The following is a 19795-nucleotide window of genomic DNA, read 5'->3' as shown; positions in this document are numbered from 1 at the left end:
AGGGCTCAAGCCCCATGCGGTGGAGTGGCCGAGAGGCGAGGCAACGGCCTGCAAAGCCGTGTACACGGGTTCGAATCCCGTCTCCACCTCGCGCGATTAGCTCAGCGGGAGAGCGCTTCCCTGACACGGAAGAGGTCACTGGTTCAATCCCAGTATCGCGCACCAGCGTTGCTCGGAAGCCCTGCTTCTCTTCGGAGAGGCAGGGCTTTTGTCATTCCCCGAATACTTGCTCAGGACGGGAACAGCGCCGATCCCAGCGGCCGGTGTTCGTCGAAGCCCGGAAGGATCAGGAAGGTCCCGCTCGCGGTAGTGGTCGTGAACGGCAACAGTGCATCCGCGGTCTCCATGCTCGCCAGGGTCGCGGCGAACGTGTGCAGATCGTTCTGGAAGCTCACGAAGAGGAGCCCCGGGACCGGGGTGTCCATGCTGTAACTGCGGCGCAGCATGAGCCCCGCCCCCACGACGTTCGCGTGGGCGCGGCGGATGTGGGCGTCGGCGGGGACGAGGTAGCGGCCGTCCGGGGTTTTCGCGCCCAGATCCGGGCCGTCCGCGACGGAGCCGCCGGACAGCGGGACTCCGGTGGCTCTCCGGCGGCCGAAGACGGCTTCCTGTGCGGCGACCGGCAACGCGGCGAACCGCGCCACGTCCAGCGTCATCCGCCGGACGACGGCGATCGTGCCGCCCGCTACCGGAGCCGGGCCGGTCAGCCACAGGTCCCGCTGCTGCTCGGCGGGCGTGTGCGGGCCGATGATGCCGTCGACGAAGCCCAGGACGTTGCGGGGCGCGGTCAGGCCGTCCGAGACCGGGACGTGCGGCCCGCGTCCACCGGATTGCCGCCAGCGCTCGCGCACTCCGGGCTGAGCCAGCAGCGCGGCCGCGGCGGCCGGCGGGACGAGCGGGTCGCTCGCGCAGAGTTGGAGCAGCAGATCGCCGCCGCGGTCGGAGGGAGCGACCGCCTCGTGGGCCGCGGGCGGGAGGTCTTTCGCGCCGGGCAGTCGCGGGTCGATGGTCTGGACCAGACGGGGGCCGATCCCGACTGTCACGGTCAGGTCGCCCGGGGGCAAGCCCAGCAGGCGGTCGTCCGTGCCAGCGGTCAAAGTCATGATGCGGCGGCCTAATTCGGCGAGGAGGGGGCCTGGCGCGACGGAAACATCCGCGGTGACGACCAACAGGTGCGGTTGCGGTTGTTGCGGCGTGGTGATTCCGGCCTGGTGGGTGCCGGTGGGCGGGACCGGGCCGGGGCGGATTTCGGCGGGACCGGACTCGGTGGCCGCGTGGCAGCCAGCGGCGAGCCCGGCGGTCACCGCGGCCCAGAGGAAAGCGCGGCGGGAAGGGCGGCGCTCGGCGGAATTCACGACGGGCAGCGTGACAGATTCCGGTGCGCCAGGCGAATTCGGCTCGGCGGAACGGGGGTCTGGGCGGGATGTGGGGTGCGAAGCCGCTCCTGCCGCCGGGTCCGCCGAGACATCCCGCTGAATTCACGACGCACCGCCCCGACGACCATGTAGGGAGCACCGCCGAAGTCACGACCCGCAAACAACAGCCCCGCACACCCAGCTTGACCTGGGCTCGCGATACCAACGCACAAGGCCCCGGCGTTCCTGTGCGCACCCGGCGCACAACAACCCCGTACATCCGGCTCGCCCCGAGGCTGACGACACCGACGAACAAGGGCCCCGGCGTTCATCTGCGCATTCAGCGAACAACAACCCGCTCACCCAGCTTGCCCCCGGGCTCGCGACACCAACGCACAAAGGCCCGGCGTTCCCGCGCGCACCCGGCACACAACAACCCCGCACACCCGGCTCGCCCCGAACTCACGACACCCACGCACAAAGACCCGGCGTTCCCGCGCGAATCCAGCCAACAACAGCCCCGCTCCCCCGCAGCCGGGCCGCCTTCGGCGCGCAGGCCGATCCGGCGGCGCGAAACCAACCAAGCGCCCGACCGCCGACCCGGCCGGACAATCACCCCAACGGAAACCTGCCCTCGTGCCAGACTGGGCGCATGCGTTTTCCCGCCATGGTGGCGATCCTGGGGCTGTCCGCCGCGCTGGTCAGCGGTTGTGGTTCTTCCTCCGCCGAGGGGCACCGGCCGGACGGGGCGGGCGTGACGATCCGCGTTCCCGCCGACGCGCCTACTATCTCCGCCGCCGTTTCCCTGGCGCAGTCCGGGGATCTCGTGCTCGTCGCCCCGGGGGAATACCACGAAACGGTGAAGATCACGACGCCGAAGGTGACGCTGCGCGGCGAAGTGCGGGAGCGGGTGGTCGTCGACGGGCAGCTGAAGCGGGACAACGGCGTCGTCGTGTCCGCGCCGGGCGTCGCGGTGGAGAACCTGACCGTCCGGAATCACACGCAGAACGGCGTCCTCGTCACGGGTTCGGTCAAAGCCGCCGACGGGCTGCCGGGGCACGGCGGCGGGTACGACACCGGCGACGAGCCGATCCGTTTCCTCAGCTCGTTCCTGGTCTCGCACGTCACCGCCACCCGCAACGGCCTCTACGGAATCTATGCGTTTTCCGCACAGAACGGGGTGATCGAGCAGTCGTACACGTCCGGCGGCGCTGATTCCGGAATCTATGTCGGCCAATGCAAACCGTGCCGGACGGTCGTGCGGGACAACGTCGCGGAGCTCAACGCGGCCGGGTACGAGGGCACGAACGCCAGCGGCGAGATGTACGTCGCCGGGAACCGGCTCAGCGGCAACCGGGTCGGGCTGACCAGCAACTCCGACCATCAGGAGAAGCTGTTGCCGCAGCAGGATTCCGTGGTCGCCGGCAATCTGGTCGCGGCCAACGGGCAGGCGGCGACGCCGGAGCAGGCCGACGGCGGCTGGGGCATCGGGATCGGCATCGACGGCGGCAGCGGCAACCAGGTGCTGCGCAACCGGATCGCCGGGAACGCGAACGCCGGGCTCGTGCTCACCGCGACCCAGGACGTGCCGCCGAAGGGCAACCAGATCGTCGGCGACGTCTTCGCGGCGAACGGCATCGACGTCGGCTGGACCTTCCCCGGTGCGACCAAGGGCAGCGGAAACTGTGTCGATTCCGGTGCGCTGCACACGATTCCGGAGGGATTGGCGACGAGCGCCGCTTGTCCCGCAGCGACCGCCTCGCCGTCGGGGGTCTGGACCAGGGCCAAGCCGCCCGCGGGCATTCCGTTCACCGACGTCGCCGCACCGCCGCCGCAGCCGCAATTTCCGGACGCGCGCACGGCGGGTCCCACGGCGGTCCCGGCGGTGCCGGCGTTTCCGGACGTCGCGAAAATCCAGGTGCCGAACTCGTCGTTGCTGGCAGACCGGGCCTCGATAGCCGCATCCTGAGGAAATGTCAGCGACCGGGCGGCACCGCGGTGAATTCGTGCGTGTCGAAATCAATGACGACCGGATTCGTTTCCCCCGGGACCGAAGTCCGCACCCGGTACATGACGCCGTCCGCGTCGAGCCAGTACCGGACGGATTCCGCGCTGCCGGGCCGTTCCCGGGAATCAGGGCCGGTGAAGACATCGACGGCGTGCCCGTTCACCTGATCGGCCCCTAGCCATTCGGCGCCGTTCTGCGGCAGCAATTGCGCGTTGTCCGGCCGGTCGCCGCCGAGACCGAGCAGAATGGCCAATGCCCGGTCCAGCGTGCCCGCCGTCGGGTTGAGCGGGCGGCCGAACCAGCCGTCGGCGGGCGGGTTCGCCGGGGGCAGTTCGGGGAGGGCGGACAGCGGGAGGAGTTCGACGCGGGTGGCGGTCCACCGGATCAGACCATTGCCGGAGTCGTTGCGCCCCTTGCCTTTCAGTACTCCGTAACCGGACTTGGCGCGGTAATCGGCCGAACCGGTGATCACGAGTTCGCCCGCCGCGCCGGGGACACTGATCGTCACCGCGCGGCCTTGCTTCTGGTAATTGCGGAATCGCGCGATCGCGAGCCGGCTCGCCTCGTCCGCGATGACCGCGCGCGGGCCGGAATCGGCCGAACTGGCGGCGACATACGAGAATATTCCCGCGCCCAGCGCGGCTGTCACCGCGACAGCGACGACGATCCAGCGGCGCGCGATCCGTTTGGCAAGCACAGCGAGTGACCGTAGCAGGGATTTCGATTCACCCGGTCCGTTTACTCCGGTGCCGTACCCGGAAAGGCCGTTTTCTGGTTCACTGTTACAGCTTTGCGGCACGCAGCGCGAATATTCCGCGCAGAGAACGGAGATCCCGCAGTCATGAACCGAGGTGGCAGAAAAACCAGCGGCAGATTCAGGCTGGCCCGAGTAGCCGCCGCCGCCCTGGTGCTGGGCAGCAGCGCGATGACGGTCACCGCCGGCCCCGCCGGAGCCGCGGAAGACGGCACATTGACCGTCCAAGTGCTCCGGGATTTCTTCGGCACCGGAATCGTCAACGCCACCATGGACACCCCGCAGCCGGGCATGTCGGTGCTGGTCACCGACCCCGCCGGGCATCAGGTGCGCGGCCGCACGGACGCGGCGGGCAAGGTCGTGGTGGACCCGGCCGCGCCGCTCGCCGGCGGACGGTATCGCGTCGACGTTTCGGTTCCGGATCCGTATCGCGCGTATTTGCGGGCCGCGCCCGCGTCGACGGAGAAAAACCACTTCGACAGTTTCACGACGTTCGTGGATCTGCGCGAGAGCAAGGACGTTTCGGTGATCACCGGCGTCTGGAACCCGGCCGACCACACGCTGCCCGACGCCCGTTATTACGTGCCGGTGCAGAACCCGGCGGTGAACAGCGACGGCAGCAAGCCCGATCCGAACAGCCGCGCACTGGTCGCGTTCGACCGCAAGTTCCGCGGCACCTGCCCGACCGACTCGGCCTGCCCGACCGTGCTGAACACCCAGGCGCAAGTCGGCACCACGTGGGGTTTGGCATACGACAAATACCGCGACCGCGTTTTCCAGTCTGCGTTCGCGAAACGCTTCACCACCTACGGCCCCGAAGGCGGCGGCGCGATTTACACGACGCCGCTCGGCGGCGGCGCGCCCAAGCTGTTCGCGAAGGTGCCGGGCGCCGAGATCACCGCACACGGCGCGGTGGACATGCGCAAGGACGAGCATTTCGTCGACGTCCCCGGCAAGGAGAGCCTCGGCGGGATCGCGCTCACCGAAGACGGCAAGACGCTGTACGCGGTCAGCCTGGTGACCCGGAATCTGCTCAGTTTCGACGCGACCGGAGCCACCGCGAAGATCGAGAAGCAGGTGCCGATCCCGATGCCGGAGTGCGCCAGCCCCGACGACTGGCGGCCGTTCGCGGTCGCCGCGCACGACGCGAAACTGTACGTCGGCGGCGTCTGCTCGGCGGAAAGCACGAAGCGGCGCGAAGACCTGAAAGCCGTGGTCTACACCTACGACGGCACGAAATTCACGCCCGTGGTCACGCACGGCCTCGACTACCGGCGCGGCTACGTCATCACCGTCCCGGACCCGGACGACAGCATGGACCACTGGAATCCCTGGGACACCTCGTTCGCTTCGTGGGACAAGTTCATCAGAAAGGGACCGGGCATCAACCCGCAGCCGGAGCTGGCGAGCCTGGCGTTCACCCGCGACGGCTCGATGATCCTCGGCTTCCGCGACCGGTTCATGGACGTCTTCGGCTCCGGCATCGACCCGCGCCCAGGGCACAACGGGGTCGCGACCGGCATGTCCGGCGGCGACATCACCATGGCCTGCGCGGCCCCGGGCGGCGGATACGACTGGGAGGGCACCGGAGCCTGCCCGAACCACGGCAAACCCGAGACGAACGGCCACGAGTCGGCGGGCGTCGTCGAGTACTTCCCCGGCGACTTCTACGATCCGAGCCACTCCGGCAACGGCGTGCACCAGGAGGCCGCGCAGGGGTCGGTCGCCTACATCCCGCAGCAGCAGTGGGTGATCAGCACCGAACTGGACCCGGCGCAGAACGTCAGCTCGGACGGCGTCGGCTACTACGACGTCGACACCGGCATCGGTCCGGGGCAGGACAATCCGAAGCACGGGTACGCGTTCGTCGGCCCGGCGAACAGCTTCGGCAAGGCGGGCGGGCTCGGCGACATCGCCTACCAGGCGGCGAACGCGCCGATCCAGATCGGCAACCTCGTCTGGTTCGACGGCGACCACAACGGCGTCCAGGACCCGAACCGCACCGACGAGGTCCCGCTCGCGAAGGCGACGGTGAACCTGCTCGACACCGACGGCAAGAAGGTCGCCACCACCCAGACCGACAAGGCGGGCGAGTACTACTTCGGCGGCGTCGGCGCGGAGTTCCAGCTGAAGCCGGGCGAGAAGTACACCGTGCAGTTCGACGTCTGCACCGCGGCGACGGACAACGTGCCCGGGACGCCGCCGGCGACCGATCTGCGGTTCACGCTCCCGGCCGCCGGCCCGGACCGGGCGCACGACTCGAACGTCGTGCCGCCCAAGACCGGACGGCTCTGCAACGGCTACGCGCCGGTGACCGCTCCCGCCCAGGCCGGCGGGGTCGACCACACCATCGACGCCGGCGTCTACCTGCCGGCGCCGCCCGGCCCGCCGACGTCGTCCGCTCCCCCGGCGACAAGCCCGAGCCCGGTTCCCCCGGTGGCCCACCCGCCCGCTCCGGGCTCGACGGACACGGATTCGCTGGCCTCGACCGGGATTCCGCTGCTGCCGCTGCTGCTGATCCTCGGCGGAGCCCTCGTCGCCGGAGGCACGGCCTTCCTGGTGGCGAGCCGCAGAAGGCGGTTCAGGCGGCAGTGATCGCCGAGGTGGCCGAGGTCCGCGACGATCGGGCCTCGGTCACCGTGCTCGCTTCAGCCACTCCGCCAGGTCGGCGATCACCGCCGGGTCGACGTGCTGAGGTTGCTGGTAACTGTCCGGAGTGGACGGTTCGGTGCCGGGGAAGAACTCGTGGTCGTCCGCCGGATAGACCCGGATGTCCACTTCGGACCGCCCGCCCAGCCCGTCTCGCCATCGGGAGAGGTCGTCCTCAGCGGTGACCTGATAGTCCCGGCCGCCCTGCAAGAGAAACATCGGCACCGTCAGCGAGGCGGCGGTCGCGACGGGGTCGTACTCGCGCAGTTCCAGCCAGTACGACCCGGGATAACCGAACAGCAGCCCCTCCCCCGACGCCGACGGCGACAACGCCGGATCGGCGACCGCCTCGGCCTGCCGGGTGATCGGCTCGACGAGCGCCTCGACCTTGGCGTCCAACGCAGCGAGATGCCGGACCACTCGAACAGCGGCCTCGTGCATCGGCTCGGCGTCGGCCGCCAGAAGAACCAGCCCCGCGACCGACGGCTCGGCGATCGCCACGAGAGGCGCGACCTTCCCGCCCATACTGTGCCCCGCCACGAAGACGCGCGCGGCATCGACGCTGTCCTGCGACTGCAGAAGACGAACGGCCGCGGCGGCATACGGCACGTACTCCGCGGACATCGTGAAGCCGGGCGCGCTGGCCAGCTCGGGACGGGCGTGCGTCACCTTGTCGAAGCGCAGCACCGCGATACCCCGGCAAGCCAGCCCCCACGCGAGATCCTTGAGCGGTTTGTTCGGCCCGGCCGTCTCGTCGCGGTCGAAGATCCCGCCACCGCTGAGCAGGACCACGCCCGGCCACGGCCCCTCTCCTCGCGGCACAGTCAGCGCTCCCGGCACCGAATGGGGCGCCGCGGAAAGAACGACGTCCTCTTCGACGAACGCAGCTTCGTCCACATAGGACGGCGTGGCCCACGCCACGAGGGGAGCAAGCCGAAGCCCCGCAACGGTTCCCGCCGAATCGACCGCCATCACCACGAGAAACCCGCCCCGCGAGCAGACGACCGGCACCTGAACCCGGGTCAGCCCAGGACCCGCCGGCTCGGCAACGGGTTCGCCGAGCGAAGTCACCGGACCGTGCTCGCCGGTCTGCGCGGTCCACGCGGCTTCCAGCGCCGCAGCGGACACCGCCGCCCGCAACTCCGGCGAGAACCGCGTCGCGATCTCGCTGAACCGCCCGTCTCGCGCCTGCTCGGCGACAGCCGTCGCCAGTTCGCTCGGATTCATCCCGGCCCCCATCATTCTCAAGTTATGCGAATGGTAGCACTCTATGAGAACATTCGAGGGTGGACGTGTTGACTCTCCTAGGACATCCGGTACGGCTGCGGATCGTGCACGCGCTGCGCGGCGACCGGACGCTCACCACCGCGCAACTGGGCGCGCTGCTCCCGGACGTCTCGAAGGCGACGGTCTACCGGCACGTCGACCTGCTCGCCGACGGAGGCATCCTCGAAGTGGCCGAGGAACAGCGCGTGCGCGGCGCGGTCGAGCGCACTTACCGGCTGCGCAAGGAAAACGCGTCGATCGGCCAGGACGCGATCGCCCGGCTGACCCCGGACGACCACCGTCGCGGATTCGCCGCCGCGACCGCCGCGCTGGTCGCCGAGTTCGACGCGTACCTCAGCCGGGACCAGGCGGATCCGGTCGAGGATCTCGTCGGCTACCGGCAGCACGCCGTCTGGCTGGACCGCGACGAACTGCTCGCGATGATCGAGGGCATGCGGAAAGCCATCGCGCCCGTGCTCGCGAACGAGCCCGCACCGGGGCGCACGCGGTACCTGCTCAGCCCGATCCTCTTCCCCAGCGAAGACTGAGACCCCCGCCCAGCCGAAGCCGGACGGGGGTCTCGCGAACCGAGAATCAGGACAGCGCGCGCAGCCGGGGCAGCACGTCCTCGGCGAACTGGCCCAGGTAGCGCTCCTGGTCGTGGCCGGGGCCGTGGAAGACCAGGTGGTTCAAGCCCGCGTCGAGGTACGGCTTGATCTGCGCGACCGCCTCGTCCGGGTCGGAAGCGACGATCCACCGCTTCGCGACCTGCTCGATCGGCAGTTCGTCGGCCAGCCGCTCCATCTCCTCCGCCGACGACACGGTGTGCTTCTGCTCCGCGCTCAGCGACAGCGGGGCCCAGAACCGGGTGTTGGCCAGCGCCTTCTCCGGGTCCCGGTCGTACGACATCTTGATCTCGATCATCCGGTCCACGCCGGACGCGTCGCGTTCGGCCGCGGCCGCGCCCTCGGCCATCGCCGGCATCAGCTTGTCGGTGTAGAGCTCCATGCCCTTGCCGGACGTGCAGATCATGCCGTCGCCCGCGCGGCCGGCGTACTTCGCCACCACCGGGCCGCCCGCCGCGATGTACACCGGCACCGGACGCTCCGGCCGGTCGTAGATCTTCGCGTTGACCAGCTGGTAGTAGTCGCCCTCGAAGTCGACGCTGTCCTTGCTCCACAGCTCGCGCATCAGCCGCACCGACTCGCGCAGCCGCGCGAACCGCTCCTTGAACTCCGGCCATTCCCGGCCCGACACCGCGATCTCGTTCAGCGCTTCGCCGGTGCCCGCGCCGAGGATCACGCGGTCGCCCGACAGCAGCGCCATCGTCGCGAACGCCTGCGCGATCACCGCCGGGTTGTACCGGAACGTCGGCGTCAGCACGCTGGTCCCGATCAGCACGCGGCTGGTCCGCTCCGCCACCGCCGGCATCCACGCCAGCGCCCACGGCGCGTGCCCGCCCTCGTGGCGCCACGGCAGGAAATGGTCCGACACCCACACCGAGTCCAGCCCCAGCTCCTCGGCCCGCACCGCGAACTCCACCAGCTCGCGAGGCCCGAACTGTTCCGCCGACGCCTTGTACCCGACCTTCAGCTCCACGATCGCCCTTCCCCGTCCGCATGAACCACGCAGGATTCCGTGGCACCGTCAACCGTACTCGGATGGGCCTTGCGAAGACGGGTGTGCTGTCGATCACTAACCGGGCTAGTACGTCGCGTTCATCAGCGCGAGCGCCGCGGCCTGGCAGCCCGGCCCCTTCTCCGCGGAGGCGGACCACGAACGCGAGTACTGGTCGAAGTCGTTGCGGGAGTGCGCGTAGGCGGAATCCGCTTGCCTGGTCAGGAAATCCCGGTAGGGCGCGTCGGGCGTCGCGGCGTCCAGTTCGGACAGACCGCGGACGAGTCCGGCTTTGAAGTACGACCCGTCGTCAGTGCAGCTGCTGCCCTCGCCGGGGTCGTGGACGATGCCGTCGGAGCCGGTGAAGAACGATCCGGTGCGCGTCGTGGAGTCGGCGACCGGCCGGGCGGTGCCGATCAGGTCCTGGTCTCCGGTCACCTTGGACAACGCGGTGAGACCGGAGACGAAGACGCCCTGGTTGTAGGTGTAGCGCTGGCCGACCGCGTCGCAGCTGGCGCCGTCGATGCCGTCGACCACCAGGCCGTCGGAGCCGATGAGTCCCTTGCCGCGGAACCAATCCCAGCCTTGCTGCGCGCGCGTCCGGTAGGTCGCGTCTCCGGTGCGCTCGGCGATGGTGGCGTTGACCTGGATGTACAGGCTGTTGGAGATGGACGCCTTGTAGGTCAGGCCTTCTTTCCACCGGATGCCGCCGCCGCAGTCGCCGGTCCAGAAGGTCTGCATGTGGTCGGCGCCGGCCTTGGCGGTGGCGAGGTAACGCTGCTGGCCGGTGCGGTCGTAGGCGTCGAGCCACGCCATCGCCCACCAGCCGGTGTCGTCGGAGAACTCGTTGCGGAACTGGCCCCGGCCGGCGTTGACGTTCTTGTCGTACGTCGTGGCCATCGCGTAGTCGTAGCTGGCCATCCGGCTGACCGACGCGTTGCGGATCACCGCGGCGAGCGACACCGCGCTCCCCCAGCCGCCGCCGTTGCGGAAGTAGCCGGTGCCGTTGTCGTAGAGCGCCATCATCGCCGTCGCCGCCGCTTGCGAGCGGTTCGCCGCGTTCCAGCGGGTGCGCGCCCAAGGCGTGCAAGCGATCCGGCCGGTGTCGACCGCGGTGCCGCATGCGCGCAGGGCGCCGACGCCGCGGTTGTTCCAGTCGTCGTTGTTGTACATCTGGGTGCGCCAGCCGCCGACCCCGGACGGCGCGGTGGTCAGGCCCAGCTGAGCGCCGCCGTCCCAGGTCGCGCCGCCGTCGAAGGACCGGTCGAGCCACACCTGGTCGCCCGGGCGCGAGTGGTCGACGACTGCCCAGCCCATCGGGTCGCCGTCGGCGAAGTGCAACTGGAGGACGCGGTCGTCGAGCGGCGCGGTGACCGCGATCCGGTCGCTGGACGCCTGGTCGGCGGCACGGTCGTCGCAGTATTTGTTGCACACCACGGTGTTCGCCGCCGGTTGCGGCGCCGGCGTTTTCGCGTGGACCGGCAGCAGCGCCGACATCGCGGTCAAGACCGCCGTGAGCATGACCCGCACCGCTGCCTCCTCGGATCCCCGCCCTGTCCCCAGAACGAAGATCCCCGCGAGGCGCGGTGCGGGTCAACGAATGACAAAGACTTGGCGCGCGAATGCGGCCGGATGCCGGGCTACTGCGCGCCCATGCCCTCGAGGTCGTCGAACTCCACGACCTGGCGGACCTCGACCTCGATCTCGTCGAACAGGTCCGCGTACTGCCGCGCGTACTCGACCGCCTGGGCCCGGTCCTCGGCGTTGACCAGGGCGAACCCGCCGATGACCTCCTTGGCCTCGGTGAACGGCCCGTCCGTCGCGGCCGGCGTCGCGCCGCGGGGCTTGCGGACGATCGCGCCCTTTTCCGACGGATGCACGCCCTCGGCGGTGATCAGGATGCCGCGTTCGGTCCAGTCCTGGACGAAGGCGCCCATTTTCTCGATGAACTCGGGGCTGGGGTTCCAGGCCTCGGGGGCGCTCTCGTCAAGCCGGTGCATCATCAGGAAACGCATTGCCCGCTCCTCGGGGTCGGTGGCTGGTTTCGTCCAGCCGTCACATCCTCGTCGAACGGGCTCGCGAAGCATCGACACTTCGCCGAAATTTCTTTCAGCAGCGATGCGAGGGCGACTTTCGCGGCCGGGCGACCCAGGCCGCGACGCCCGCGGCGAGAAGCACCGAGGTCACCGCGACGCCCGCGATCGGGCTGTTCATCAGCACGAGCCCGGCGAGGAACGCGGTGCCGGCGAGGAGGAGCAACGTCGTCCGGAGGGTGGCCGCCCAGGTGACGACGAAGTCCGCGGCGCGGGAGGCCCAGGGGTCGCGGGTATCGGGTTTGCGGTGGCGGCCGCGCTCGCGGCGGGCGAGGACCCGGTGCGCGGAGGCGACCATCTCGTCCCGGGTGGCGATCCGGCGGGGCGGGCGGGAGAAGGGATCCCAGTCGACCGCTATGCGGACCCGGCTGGGGTGGTCGGGGTCGGGGTGGAGGGAGTCTGCGGGGCGGGGTTCGGCTGGCTCCGGTGCGTTGCTCGCGGCCGCGTTGGCTTTCGGCGCGGCGCTTCCGGCAGCTTCGGGTGTGGCTCCGTTGCAGGGCTGGGCTGGATTGGGTGAGTTTGCTTCCGTCTGGACGGGCGGGGCCGCGTTGCCGGCGGCTGCTTCCGCCGAGCCGGGCGGGGCCGCATCGCTTGCAGCTGCTTCCGCCGGATCGGGCGGGGCCGCATTGCTCGCGACCGCTTCCGCAGAGTCGGACGTAGCAGCGTTGCTGGCGGCTGCTCCCGCCGGATCGGGCGTAGCGACGTTGCTGGCGACGGCTTCCACCGAGCCGAGCGGAGCCGCATCGCTTGCGACCGCTTCCGCCGGATCGGACGTGGCCGCCTTGCTGGAGGCCACTTCCCCCGAGCCGAGCCTGGCCGCGTTGCTGGCGACTGCTTCCGCCGCAGCCCCGACGGTTGCGTCCGCATCGGCCGCATCGCCCGGCTTGGCCACAGCGGCAGACTGAGCCGCTCTCCTCCGCTTCGCCGCGCCGCGCGGACGCGGAGCCGCCTCCAGGCCGTTCGCCGAGTCGCGCTCGCGGCCTAGCCGGTTCGGCTGCTGCGGCGCCCGGGCCAGCACTGCGCCTTCGCCCGGCTCGGACGGCTCGCCGGTCTGGCGAGGCTGCCCGGCGTGGCACGGCTGGTCGGCGAGGCAGGGAACCACCGTCATGAGGTCGTCATCCCCTTCCCTTCCGGCCGGCGGACCGGTTCCGACGGCTGTCCGGATCCCCGGCCGTCGTGCGGTACGGGCCCCGGATGGGCTCATCCTGGCGAAGACGGTGCGTCACCGACCAGTTCTACTGGCAGTGTCGCGGTGAACGGTCCCTCAGCGTCGCCCAACGGTTCGAGTGACGGTTTTCGCTACTCTTCGCTGTCATCGATTCGACACCCGGCGGCCACCCTCTCGACGGCTTGTCCAGACCTCTTGACACATCCACGAACAGCGAAGAACCGACGCTGACACGGGAATATGCACGTTCATCCGCACATTCGCCAGACGGAGAAACTCAAGCGCTCCGGGGATGGCCAACCGGCAGTGATACACAGAGTGTCACGGCCAGTCCGTTCATTGAGCAGTCAACTGTCACCCACACGAGTGACACGGAGAGTGATCATCGAGCGCGGGCGACCATCGGCGAACTGGCCCGGATGGAGGTACCCGCCGGAGGCGAGGACCACGGACAGATGCATCCGGAGCGAGTTCGCGGCCTTGCCGTCCCCGTCGAGGACCGGCTACCGTCAAGAAGGTAAGCCTTACCTAATTGAATCGGGACCACCATGCCGACCCTCCCCCAGCGCCGCACGCCCGACAGCAGGCGGCTGCTCCGGACCTCCGTGCTGCGAGCCGAACGGACGTCCACGCATTTCGTGACCCTCACTGTCGGCGGGGAGGACCTCGAGGACTTCGCGCCGCTCGGATTCGATCAATGGTGCCGGTTGTTCTTCCCGCGCGAAGGCCAGCGCGAGCTGCGCCTCCCCACCGCTGCGAGCAACCGTTGGCTCGCCCAGCACCTGCTCATGAGCGCCTCGTCCAGGCCGTGGGTGCGGAACTACACGATCCGGGCGACGCGGCCCGGCGAAGTCGACATCGAGTTCGCGGTACACGGCGACGGCGGTCCGGCGTCGAGATTCGCGCAGAGCGCGCGGCCGGGCGACGAGGTCGGGATCCTCGACGAGGGAATCACCTATCTGCCACCGGAAGGCGTGTCGCAGCTCCTCCTCGCCGACGAAAGCGCGATCCCCGCGGCGCTGGCGATCCTGGAGTCGTCGCCTGGCCTGCGGGCCACTGTCTTGCTGGAGGTCGGGGCGAAGGACGACATCCACCCGGTCGACGTGCCGCTCGGCGCCGAGGTCCAGTGGCTGGTCCGCGAGGACGATCGGCTGCCCGGGCGGCTCGCGCTCGACGTCCTCGCCGAACTCGATCTGTCCGATCCGCCGGGCTACACGTGGGTCGCCGGGGAAAGCGGGCTGGCCACCGGCGCACGGCGGTTTCTCACCCGGGAGCGCGGGGTTCCGAAGCAGGCGGTCGCGTTCCAGGGGTATTGGAAACACGGCCGAGCCGCGCTGGGGTGATCGGTCAGAACAACCGCCCGGCGTCGTCGGCGGGCGGTTCCTCCAGTTGCAGCAGGAACCGTTTCCGGCCGACGCCGCCCGCGTAGCCGGTGAGGCCGCCGCTGCTGCCGACCACCCGGTGGCAGGGCACGACGATGCTCAGCGGATTCCAGCCGTTCGCGTTGCCGACCGCCTGCGCCGCGCCGGGTTCGCCCAGTTCGACGGCCAGCTCGCGGTAGGTGCGCGTCTCGCCGTAGGGGATGCGGGTCAGCAGCTGCCATACGCGGCGTTCGAAGTCGGAGCCGCGCAGGTCCAGTTCGAGGTCGAAGGTCTGCCGCCGGCCGGCGAAGTACTCCTCGAGCTGGCGGGTCGCGGCGGCGAAACCGTCGTCGGCGCGCGGGCCGAAGTCGGGGAAGCGCGGGGTCCGGCTGTGGCCGTCGAAGTAGACGGCGACCAGCGCGCTGCCGTCGGCGACCAGGGTGAGGTCGCCGACCGGCGACGCGGCGACGGTATGCCGGAAAGCCATCTTCTCCTCCGTGATCGGTGCCACGGAACGGTATCCGGCCGGGCCGCGCGTGAGAGCATCGCCGTCCATGGACGACGGTTTCGCCGACATCCCGACCACGACGCTCGCCGACCTGCTCGGCCGCGGCCAGGTGCTCGACCACGGCGTGCGCCCCTTGTGGGGGCCGGTGCCGAGGATCGCCGGGCCCGCGTACCCGGTGCGCTGCCCGCCGGGCGACAACCTGATGCTGCACGCGGCCATCCACCGCGCCCCCGCCGGATCGGTGATCGTGGCGGAGTCCGGCGACGTCGACTACGCGCTGGCCGGCGGCAACGTCTGCGCGACAGCTCAGCGACGCGGTATCGCGGGCTTCGTCCTGGACGGCGTGATCCGCGACCTGGCGGAAGTCCGCGAAGCGCGTTTTCCGGTGTTCGCGCGCGGCGTGATCCCGATCCCCGGCACGAAAGCCGCGGTGACCCCGCTCGGCGAGCCCGCGCGGTGCGGCGGGGTGACGGTGCACGCCGGGGACATCGTCGTCGCGGACGAGGAGGGCGTGGTCGTGGTGCCGGGGCCGAACGCGGCGCAGGTGCTGGCGGACGCTCGGGCGAAGCTGGCCAAGGAGGAGGCGCAGACGCTCGACGAGTGGGCGGAGGCGCACCGGGCGAAGGTCGACGCGGCGCTGGAGGCTGGCGGGTTTCGCGGCTGAGCCGACGGCCGACGGGGTTGCGCGAGCGGTCCTCGACTGGCCGGTGACTTGGCTCCGGAATCAGCCGGAGACGCGGTCAACTGCCTTCGCGCCCGGAAGTGTGGTCGCGAGCGCGTACTTCGAAGGTATCGGCGGCGCGAGCAGGCGATACCTCCCGTGAACCCGGGTGGCGAGAACCTCGGTCCGGGACCCGACCGGATCGGCCCGCTTGGCCGGGAGTCCCTGCGCCGGCCCGGATCGGACAGGTCAGCGGGAAAGCGCCCCGGGCCGACGTCCTCGCCGCCGGATCACTCCGGCCGGACTGTCCACAAGGGACCAGCCATCGCCAGTCCGGGGTCGGGTTCCGATTCGGGCGGGAGGGGTTCGGGGTCCGGCAGCGGACGGTCCGGTCCCGGCGTCACCGGGCCGGGCTCCACGGGGCCGGGGCCGGGTTCCACCGGGCCGGGCGGGACGGGCTCGGGAGGGGCGGGCGGCGCGGTCGAGCGGGGGCGAAGCATGCGCGGGCTCCTTTCACTCCCCGATGGGCTACCGCGGACCGGCGGCGGCCAAACATCCACCCGCCCCGTCGAGGTCGGCTAGGGTCGGAGGCGGAGCCGACGAACCGAGAAGAGGCGAGACGATGAGCGCGGACAAGCCCGGCGAGCAGCAGCCGCTCGACGCGGAGATCGTGGAGAGCCCCGCCACGCCGCCCGCTGCCCTGCCCGAACCCGATTACAGCGAGAACGGCGCCCCGTCGTTCGACTTCGTGCGGGACCGGATCGAGAAGCGGTACACCACGTCGGTCGGCGCGCAGGAGATCGCCGGGATCGGCGGGCCGGAGGATCTGCAGTCGCTGGACAAGAAAATCGCCGACCGCAAAGAGGCGGCGAAGGACAAGCTGGCCGAGATCCGGCGGTCGATGGGGAAGGAATAACGCCGTCACGACCGGGCGCGGCTCGAGCCGAACGGAGGGATTCCCGCCTGGGACCGGGTGCCGGGCCGGGCGGGACCGACGACGCCAGCCCGGGCGGCTCGGCAGAGGTTGAGCCCGTTGCCGCCCCGCACGCACGTCCCTGCGACATCAGGCAGGTGAAGGCTTCCCGCGCACCCGGCACACTCCGCCCGCGGCGAGCCAAGCCGACGCGAAACGCCTCCGCAGAAGGCCGAAGCCGGGGATTCCCGGGGAGGCAAAGAACGGGCGCGGGCTCGCCACTGTCCACAATAGACAGAACCCGCCAATTCCCGTGGCCTCCCCCGCGCCCGTTCTGGTTGAATCGCCCGTATGGCAACCACCGTGCGCGTTCCCGGCCTGGTGCTCACCGAGCACGAGTTCTCCGTTCCCCTCGACCATTCCCGCCCGGACGGCGCGAAGATCACCGTCTTCGCCCGGGAGGTCGCCGATCCCGACGGGCTCGACCGGCCGTTCCTCGTTTATCTCCAAGGCGGTCCCGGGCACGAAGCGCCGCGGCCGTCGCACGGGTCGCCCAGCTGGTTGCCGCGGGCGTTGCGGGAGTACCGGGTTCTCCTGCTCGACCAGCGCGGCACCGGGCGGTCCACTCCGGTCGGCACGCTCACCGGCACGCCGGCCGAGCAGGCCGAATACCTCACCCACTTCCGCGCCGACGCGATCGTGCGCGACGCGGAGTTCGCGCGGCGGCAGCTGGGGGTCGAGAAGTGGAGCGTGCTCGGGCAGTCGTTCGGCGGGTTTTGCGTCCTCGCTTACCTTTCCCAGCACCCCGAAGGCCTGGCCGAGGCCTTCTTCACCGGCGGGCTGCCGCCGATCGCGCGCGACCCGGACGAGGTTTACGCCGCGACGTTCGCCAATCTGCTCGAGCGCAACCGCCAGTACTACCTCCGCTACCCCGGCGATCGCGCCCGCGTCGAAGCGCTGTTGCCGTTGCTCGACGACGGGGCCGTGACCCTGCCCGACGGCAGTCCGCTCACCGCGAGGTTGTTCCAGCAGCTCGGTTACGTCCTCGGCGCCAGCGGCGGCGAGGAAGCGCTGCATTATCTGCTCGAGCGGGACCCGAAGTCGCCCGCGTTCGCACACGACGTCGCGAGCTCGCTGCCGTTCAACGCGCGCAATCCGCTGTACTCGGTCATCCACGAGTCGTCCTACTCCGACGGGTTCGCCACCCGCTGGTCCGCCGAACGCGTGCTGCCGGAGGAGTTCCGCACCGACCGGACGCTGTTCACCGGCGAACACGTGTTCCCCTGGCTCTTCGACGACCTCCACAGCCTCCGGCCGATGAAGGAGACCGCGGAACTGCTCGCCGCGCACGAGTGGCCGCGGCTGTACGACGCCGACGTGCTGCGCGAGTGCACCGTCCCGGCCGCTGCCGCGATCTACGCCAACGACATGTACGTCGAGCGGGTGTTTTCGGAGGAGACCGCGCGGTTGATCCCGACGCTGCGGCCGTGGATCACCAGCGAGTACGAGCACAACGGCCTGCGCGCGTCGGGCGATCACGTGCTCGGGCGGCTGATCGACCTCGTTCGCGGACGCGTCTGACCTGCGGTGAGGGGAACCCCAGCAGAGTCCCCCGGGGTTCCCCTCACCGACGCGGGTCAGGCGACGGTTACGCCGCCTTCGACGGAGTCGGTGGACAGCGTCAGGTCCTGCCAGGCGTCGAAGTCGTCCTGGACGCGCTGGCGTCCGGCGGTGACCAGGCGCAGTGCGTCCGAGCCGAGCAGGAGGTGCACAGGCGGGTTCTCCTCGTCCAGCAGGGAGAGAATGGCGTCGCCCGCGCGGTCGGGGTCGCCGATGCCCTGACCGGCCAGGGCCTGACGACGGGTGCGGATCGGGTCGAACAGGGCGTCGTAGTCGGAGATGCTGCGCGGGGCGCGCACGAGCGACCGGCCCGCCCAGTCGGTTTTGAACGCGCCGGGAGCCACGGCGGTGACCCGCACGCCGAACTGCGTGACCTCTTGGGCGAGGGTGTCGGTGATGCCTTCCAGCGCGTGCTTGCTGCCCTCGTAGAACGCCAGCCCGGGGAACGTGGTGTGCCCGCCCATCGAGGTGATGACGAAGATCTGGCCGTCGCGCCGTTCGCGCATGCCGGGCAGGACCGCTTTGATCGTCGCGACCGTGCCGAAGACATTGACCTCGAACTGGCGGCGCAGATCCTCCATCGACGACTCTTCGAAGGTGCCTTCGAGCCCGTACCCGGCGTTGGCCACGAGCACGTCGATCGGGCCGAGTTCCGCTTCGACGGCCCGTACGGTGGGCTCGATCCGGTCCGAGTCGGTCAGGTCGAGGACGAACGCTCGGGCGCGTTCCGGGTCCAGGGCCCGGAAATCGGCCGCGTGTCCTTCGGTGCGCACGGTGCCCGCGACGCGGTGCCCGGCCGCGAGGGCGCGCTGGGCGATGGCCCGTCCGAGGCCGGTGCTGACGCCGGTGATCAGGAAGGTTTTGCTCACTGCGAAGTGTCCTTTCAGGAGGATGGCACGACGGAATAGGCCCTGCGGGGCCTGGTGATGGACAGCGGTCAGGACTCGGCGACGTCCCGGGCAGGCGCTGGCTCGCGGCCCCAGCTGGCCAGCAGCCGCAGGCGTTCCTGGGACGGCGAACCGGCCGGCGCGCTGTAGACGACCATCGACTGGCCCGGATCGGCGACCGACGTGAAGATCTCGTACTGCAGTTCCAGGTCTCCGGCGACCGGGTGCCGCAGCCGTTTCAGGCCGGTGCTGCGTTCCTGGACGCGGTGTTCCGACCACCACGCCGGGAACTCCGGCGAGCGCATCATCAGCTCGCCGATCAGGTTGGCGATGTGCTGGTTCCGCGGCTGCGCGGCGGCGGCCAGCCGCAACCCGTGCACGTAGTCGCGGGCGACGCGTTCCCAGTCCCGCCACACCAGGCGGGCCCGCGGATCCAGCAGCGTCCAGCGCGCCATGCTGCGTTCCCGCCGCGGCAGCTCGGCCACGTCGGGAAAGAGCAAGGCCCACAACGCGTTCCCGCCGACGACCGTGAGGTTCCGGTCGCTGACGAACGCCGAGGCCAGCTCCATCGAGTCCAGCACTTGCCGAAGCGCCGGCCGGAGCCGGGAGGAGTGCTCGGCCCGGTCAGTCCGCTCGGCGGTGGCGCCGGCGAGAGCGAACAGATGCCGCCGCTCGATGTCGTCGAACCGCAGCGCGTCGCACAGGGCGTGCAGCACCTGCTCGGACGGCTGCCGGGCACGGCCTTGTTCCAGCCGGGTGTAGTACTCGGTGCTCACCCCGGCCAGCTGCGCGACCTCGCCGCGCCGCAGACCGGCGACCCGCCGTCCGGCGCCGAACCCGTCCGGAAGACCGGCCTCGTCCGGCGTCAGCCCGGCGCGCCGCGCCCGCAGGAAATCGCCCAAGTCGTTCTTGCCCATGCCTCGAGTCTGCCCTCC

The 19795-nt window shown here is 70.4% G+C and carries 17 protein-coding genes and 2 tRNA genes; 9 read left to right on the top strand and 10 right to left on the bottom strand.

Translation table 11 applies throughout. The features are described from left to right. Positions 1-18: 18 nt before the first annotated feature. Together ACZ7SW_RS26150 and ACZ7SW_RS26145 are read left to right on the top strand one after the other, a co-directional pair. Positions 19-89 (top strand) — tRNA-Cys (locus tag ACZ7SW_RS26150). Between the two features lies 1 nt (position 90). Continuing rightward, positions 91-165, top strand: a tRNA-Val gene (locus tag ACZ7SW_RS26145). Between the two features lie 65 nt (positions 166-230). Here the strand turns inward: ACZ7SW_RS26145 and ACZ7SW_RS26140 are convergent. Further along, positions 231-1355, bottom strand: a complete 1125-nt coding sequence (locus ACZ7SW_RS26140; protein ID WP_470232992.1) for a Dyp-type peroxidase — start codon at positions 1353-1355, stop codon at positions 231-233. A gap of 652 nt (positions 1356-2007) precedes the next feature. Here ACZ7SW_RS26140 and ACZ7SW_RS26135 point away from each other — a divergent pair. Continuing rightward, the gene (locus ACZ7SW_RS26135) at positions 2008-3324 is read left to right on the top strand and encodes a right-handed parallel beta-helix repeat-containing protein (protein WP_470232991.1); all 1317 of its coding nucleotides are present in this window, start codon (positions 2008-2010) and stop codon (positions 3322-3324) included. A 7-nt stretch (positions 3325-3331) separates the two neighbouring features. On the opposite strand, the gene ACZ7SW_RS26130 is transcribed toward ACZ7SW_RS26135, so the two are convergent. Further along, the gene (locus ACZ7SW_RS26130; RefSeq protein WP_470232990.1) at positions 3332-4060 is read right to left on the bottom strand and encodes a hypothetical protein; all 729 of its coding nucleotides are present in this window, start codon (positions 4058-4060) and stop codon (positions 3332-3334) included. 228 nt (positions 4061-4288) lie between these two features. Between ACZ7SW_RS26130 and ACZ7SW_RS26125 the strand changes: the two genes are divergently transcribed. Next, a complete protein-coding gene (locus tag ACZ7SW_RS26125; RefSeq protein ID WP_470232989.1) occupies positions 4289-6712 on the top strand; it encodes an SdrD B-like domain-containing protein in 2424 nt (807 codons plus the stop codon). A gap of 39 nt (positions 6713-6751) precedes the next feature. Here the strand turns inward: ACZ7SW_RS26125 and ACZ7SW_RS26120 are convergent, their stop codons facing one another. Continuing rightward, complete coding sequence (locus ACZ7SW_RS26120) at positions 6752-7993, bottom strand: alpha/beta hydrolase family protein (protein ID WP_470232988.1); 1242 nt, start codon at positions 7991-7993, stop codon at positions 6752-6754. Between the two features lie 59 nt (positions 7994-8052). On the opposite strand from ACZ7SW_RS26120, the gene ACZ7SW_RS26115 reads away from it, so the two are divergent. Beyond that, a complete protein-coding gene (locus ACZ7SW_RS26115; protein WP_470232987.1) occupies positions 8053-8580 on the top strand; it encodes a helix-turn-helix domain-containing protein in 528 nt (175 codons plus the stop codon). Between the two features lie 46 nt (positions 8581-8626). Here the strand turns inward: ACZ7SW_RS26115 and fgd are convergent, their stop codons facing one another. The 4 genes from fgd to ACZ7SW_RS26095 all read right to left on the bottom strand — a co-directional run bounded on the left by fgd (position 8627) and on the right by ACZ7SW_RS26095 (position 12850). Next, positions 8627-9631 (bottom strand): glucose-6-phosphate dehydrogenase (coenzyme-F420), encoded by a 1005-nt coding sequence (fgd, locus tag ACZ7SW_RS26110; RefSeq protein WP_470232986.1) that lies wholly within the window; start codon positions 9629-9631, stop codon positions 8627-8629. 105 nt (positions 9632-9736) lie between these two features. Continuing rightward, positions 9737-11170, bottom strand: coding sequence for a glycoside hydrolase family 76 protein (locus ACZ7SW_RS26105; RefSeq protein ID WP_470233132.1), 1434 nt, complete (start codon positions 11168-11170; stop codon positions 9737-9739). A 119-nt stretch (positions 11171-11289) separates the two neighbouring features. Further along, positions 11290-11664, bottom strand: a complete 375-nt coding sequence (locus tag ACZ7SW_RS26100) for a YciI family protein (RefSeq protein WP_470232985.1) — start codon at positions 11662-11664, stop codon at positions 11290-11292. A 94-nt stretch (positions 11665-11758) separates the two neighbouring features. After that, the gene (locus ACZ7SW_RS26095) at positions 11759-12850 is read right to left on the bottom strand and encodes a hypothetical protein (RefSeq protein WP_470232984.1); all 1092 of its coding nucleotides are present in this window, start codon (positions 12848-12850) and stop codon (positions 11759-11761) included. Between the two features lie 608 nt (positions 12851-13458). Here ACZ7SW_RS26095 and ACZ7SW_RS26090 point away from each other — a divergent pair. Continuing rightward, positions 13459-14253: a siderophore-interacting protein gene (locus ACZ7SW_RS26090; protein ID WP_470232983.1), complete on the top strand. Its 795-nt coding sequence runs from the start codon at positions 13459-13461 to the stop codon at positions 14251-14253. Between the two features lie 4 nt (positions 14254-14257). Here the strand turns inward: ACZ7SW_RS26090 and ACZ7SW_RS26085 are convergent, their stop codons facing one another. Continuing rightward, positions 14258-14758 carry a methylated-DNA--[protein]-cysteine S-methyltransferase gene (locus ACZ7SW_RS26085; protein WP_470232982.1) on the bottom strand — a complete coding sequence of 167 codons (501 nt, stop codon included), beginning with the start codon at positions 14756-14758 and terminating at the stop codon, positions 14258-14260. 67 nt (positions 14759-14825) lie between these two features. Here ACZ7SW_RS26085 and ACZ7SW_RS26080 point away from each other — a divergent pair, with 67 nt between their 5' ends. The 3 genes from ACZ7SW_RS26080 to ACZ7SW_RS26070 all read left to right on the top strand — a co-directional run bounded on the left by ACZ7SW_RS26080 (position 14826) and on the right by ACZ7SW_RS26070 (position 17934). Then, positions 14826-15443 (top strand): RraA family protein, encoded by a 618-nt coding sequence (locus tag ACZ7SW_RS26080; protein WP_470232981.1) that lies wholly within the window; start codon positions 14826-14828, stop codon positions 15441-15443. A 619-nt stretch (positions 15444-16062) separates the two neighbouring features. Continuing rightward, complete coding sequence (locus ACZ7SW_RS26075; protein WP_470232980.1) at positions 16063-16356, top strand: hypothetical protein; 294 nt, start codon at positions 16063-16065, stop codon at positions 16354-16356. A 348-nt stretch (positions 16357-16704) separates the two neighbouring features. Then, a complete protein-coding gene (locus ACZ7SW_RS26070) occupies positions 16705-17934 on the top strand; it encodes an alpha/beta fold hydrolase (RefSeq protein ID WP_470232979.1) in 1230 nt (409 codons plus the stop codon). A 56-nt stretch (positions 17935-17990) separates the two neighbouring features. On the opposite strand, the gene ACZ7SW_RS26065 is transcribed toward ACZ7SW_RS26070, so the two are convergent. Both ACZ7SW_RS26065 and ACZ7SW_RS26060 read right to left on the bottom strand, forming a co-directional pair. Next, positions 17991-18842 carry an oxidoreductase gene (locus ACZ7SW_RS26065; protein WP_470232978.1) on the bottom strand — a complete coding sequence of 284 codons (852 nt, stop codon included), beginning with the start codon at positions 18840-18842 and terminating at the stop codon, positions 17991-17993. A 68-nt stretch (positions 18843-18910) separates the two neighbouring features. Beyond that, on the bottom strand, positions 18911-19777 hold the full coding sequence (locus tag ACZ7SW_RS26060) for a helix-turn-helix transcriptional regulator (RefSeq protein ID WP_470232977.1): 867 nt from the start codon (positions 19775-19777) through the stop codon (positions 18911-18913). Between the last annotated feature and the right edge of the window lie 18 nt (positions 19778-19795).

This window comes from Amycolatopsis sp. NPDC114484, from assembly GCF_055633755.1.
This window is presented reverse-complemented; position numbering and strand designations above follow the sequence as displayed.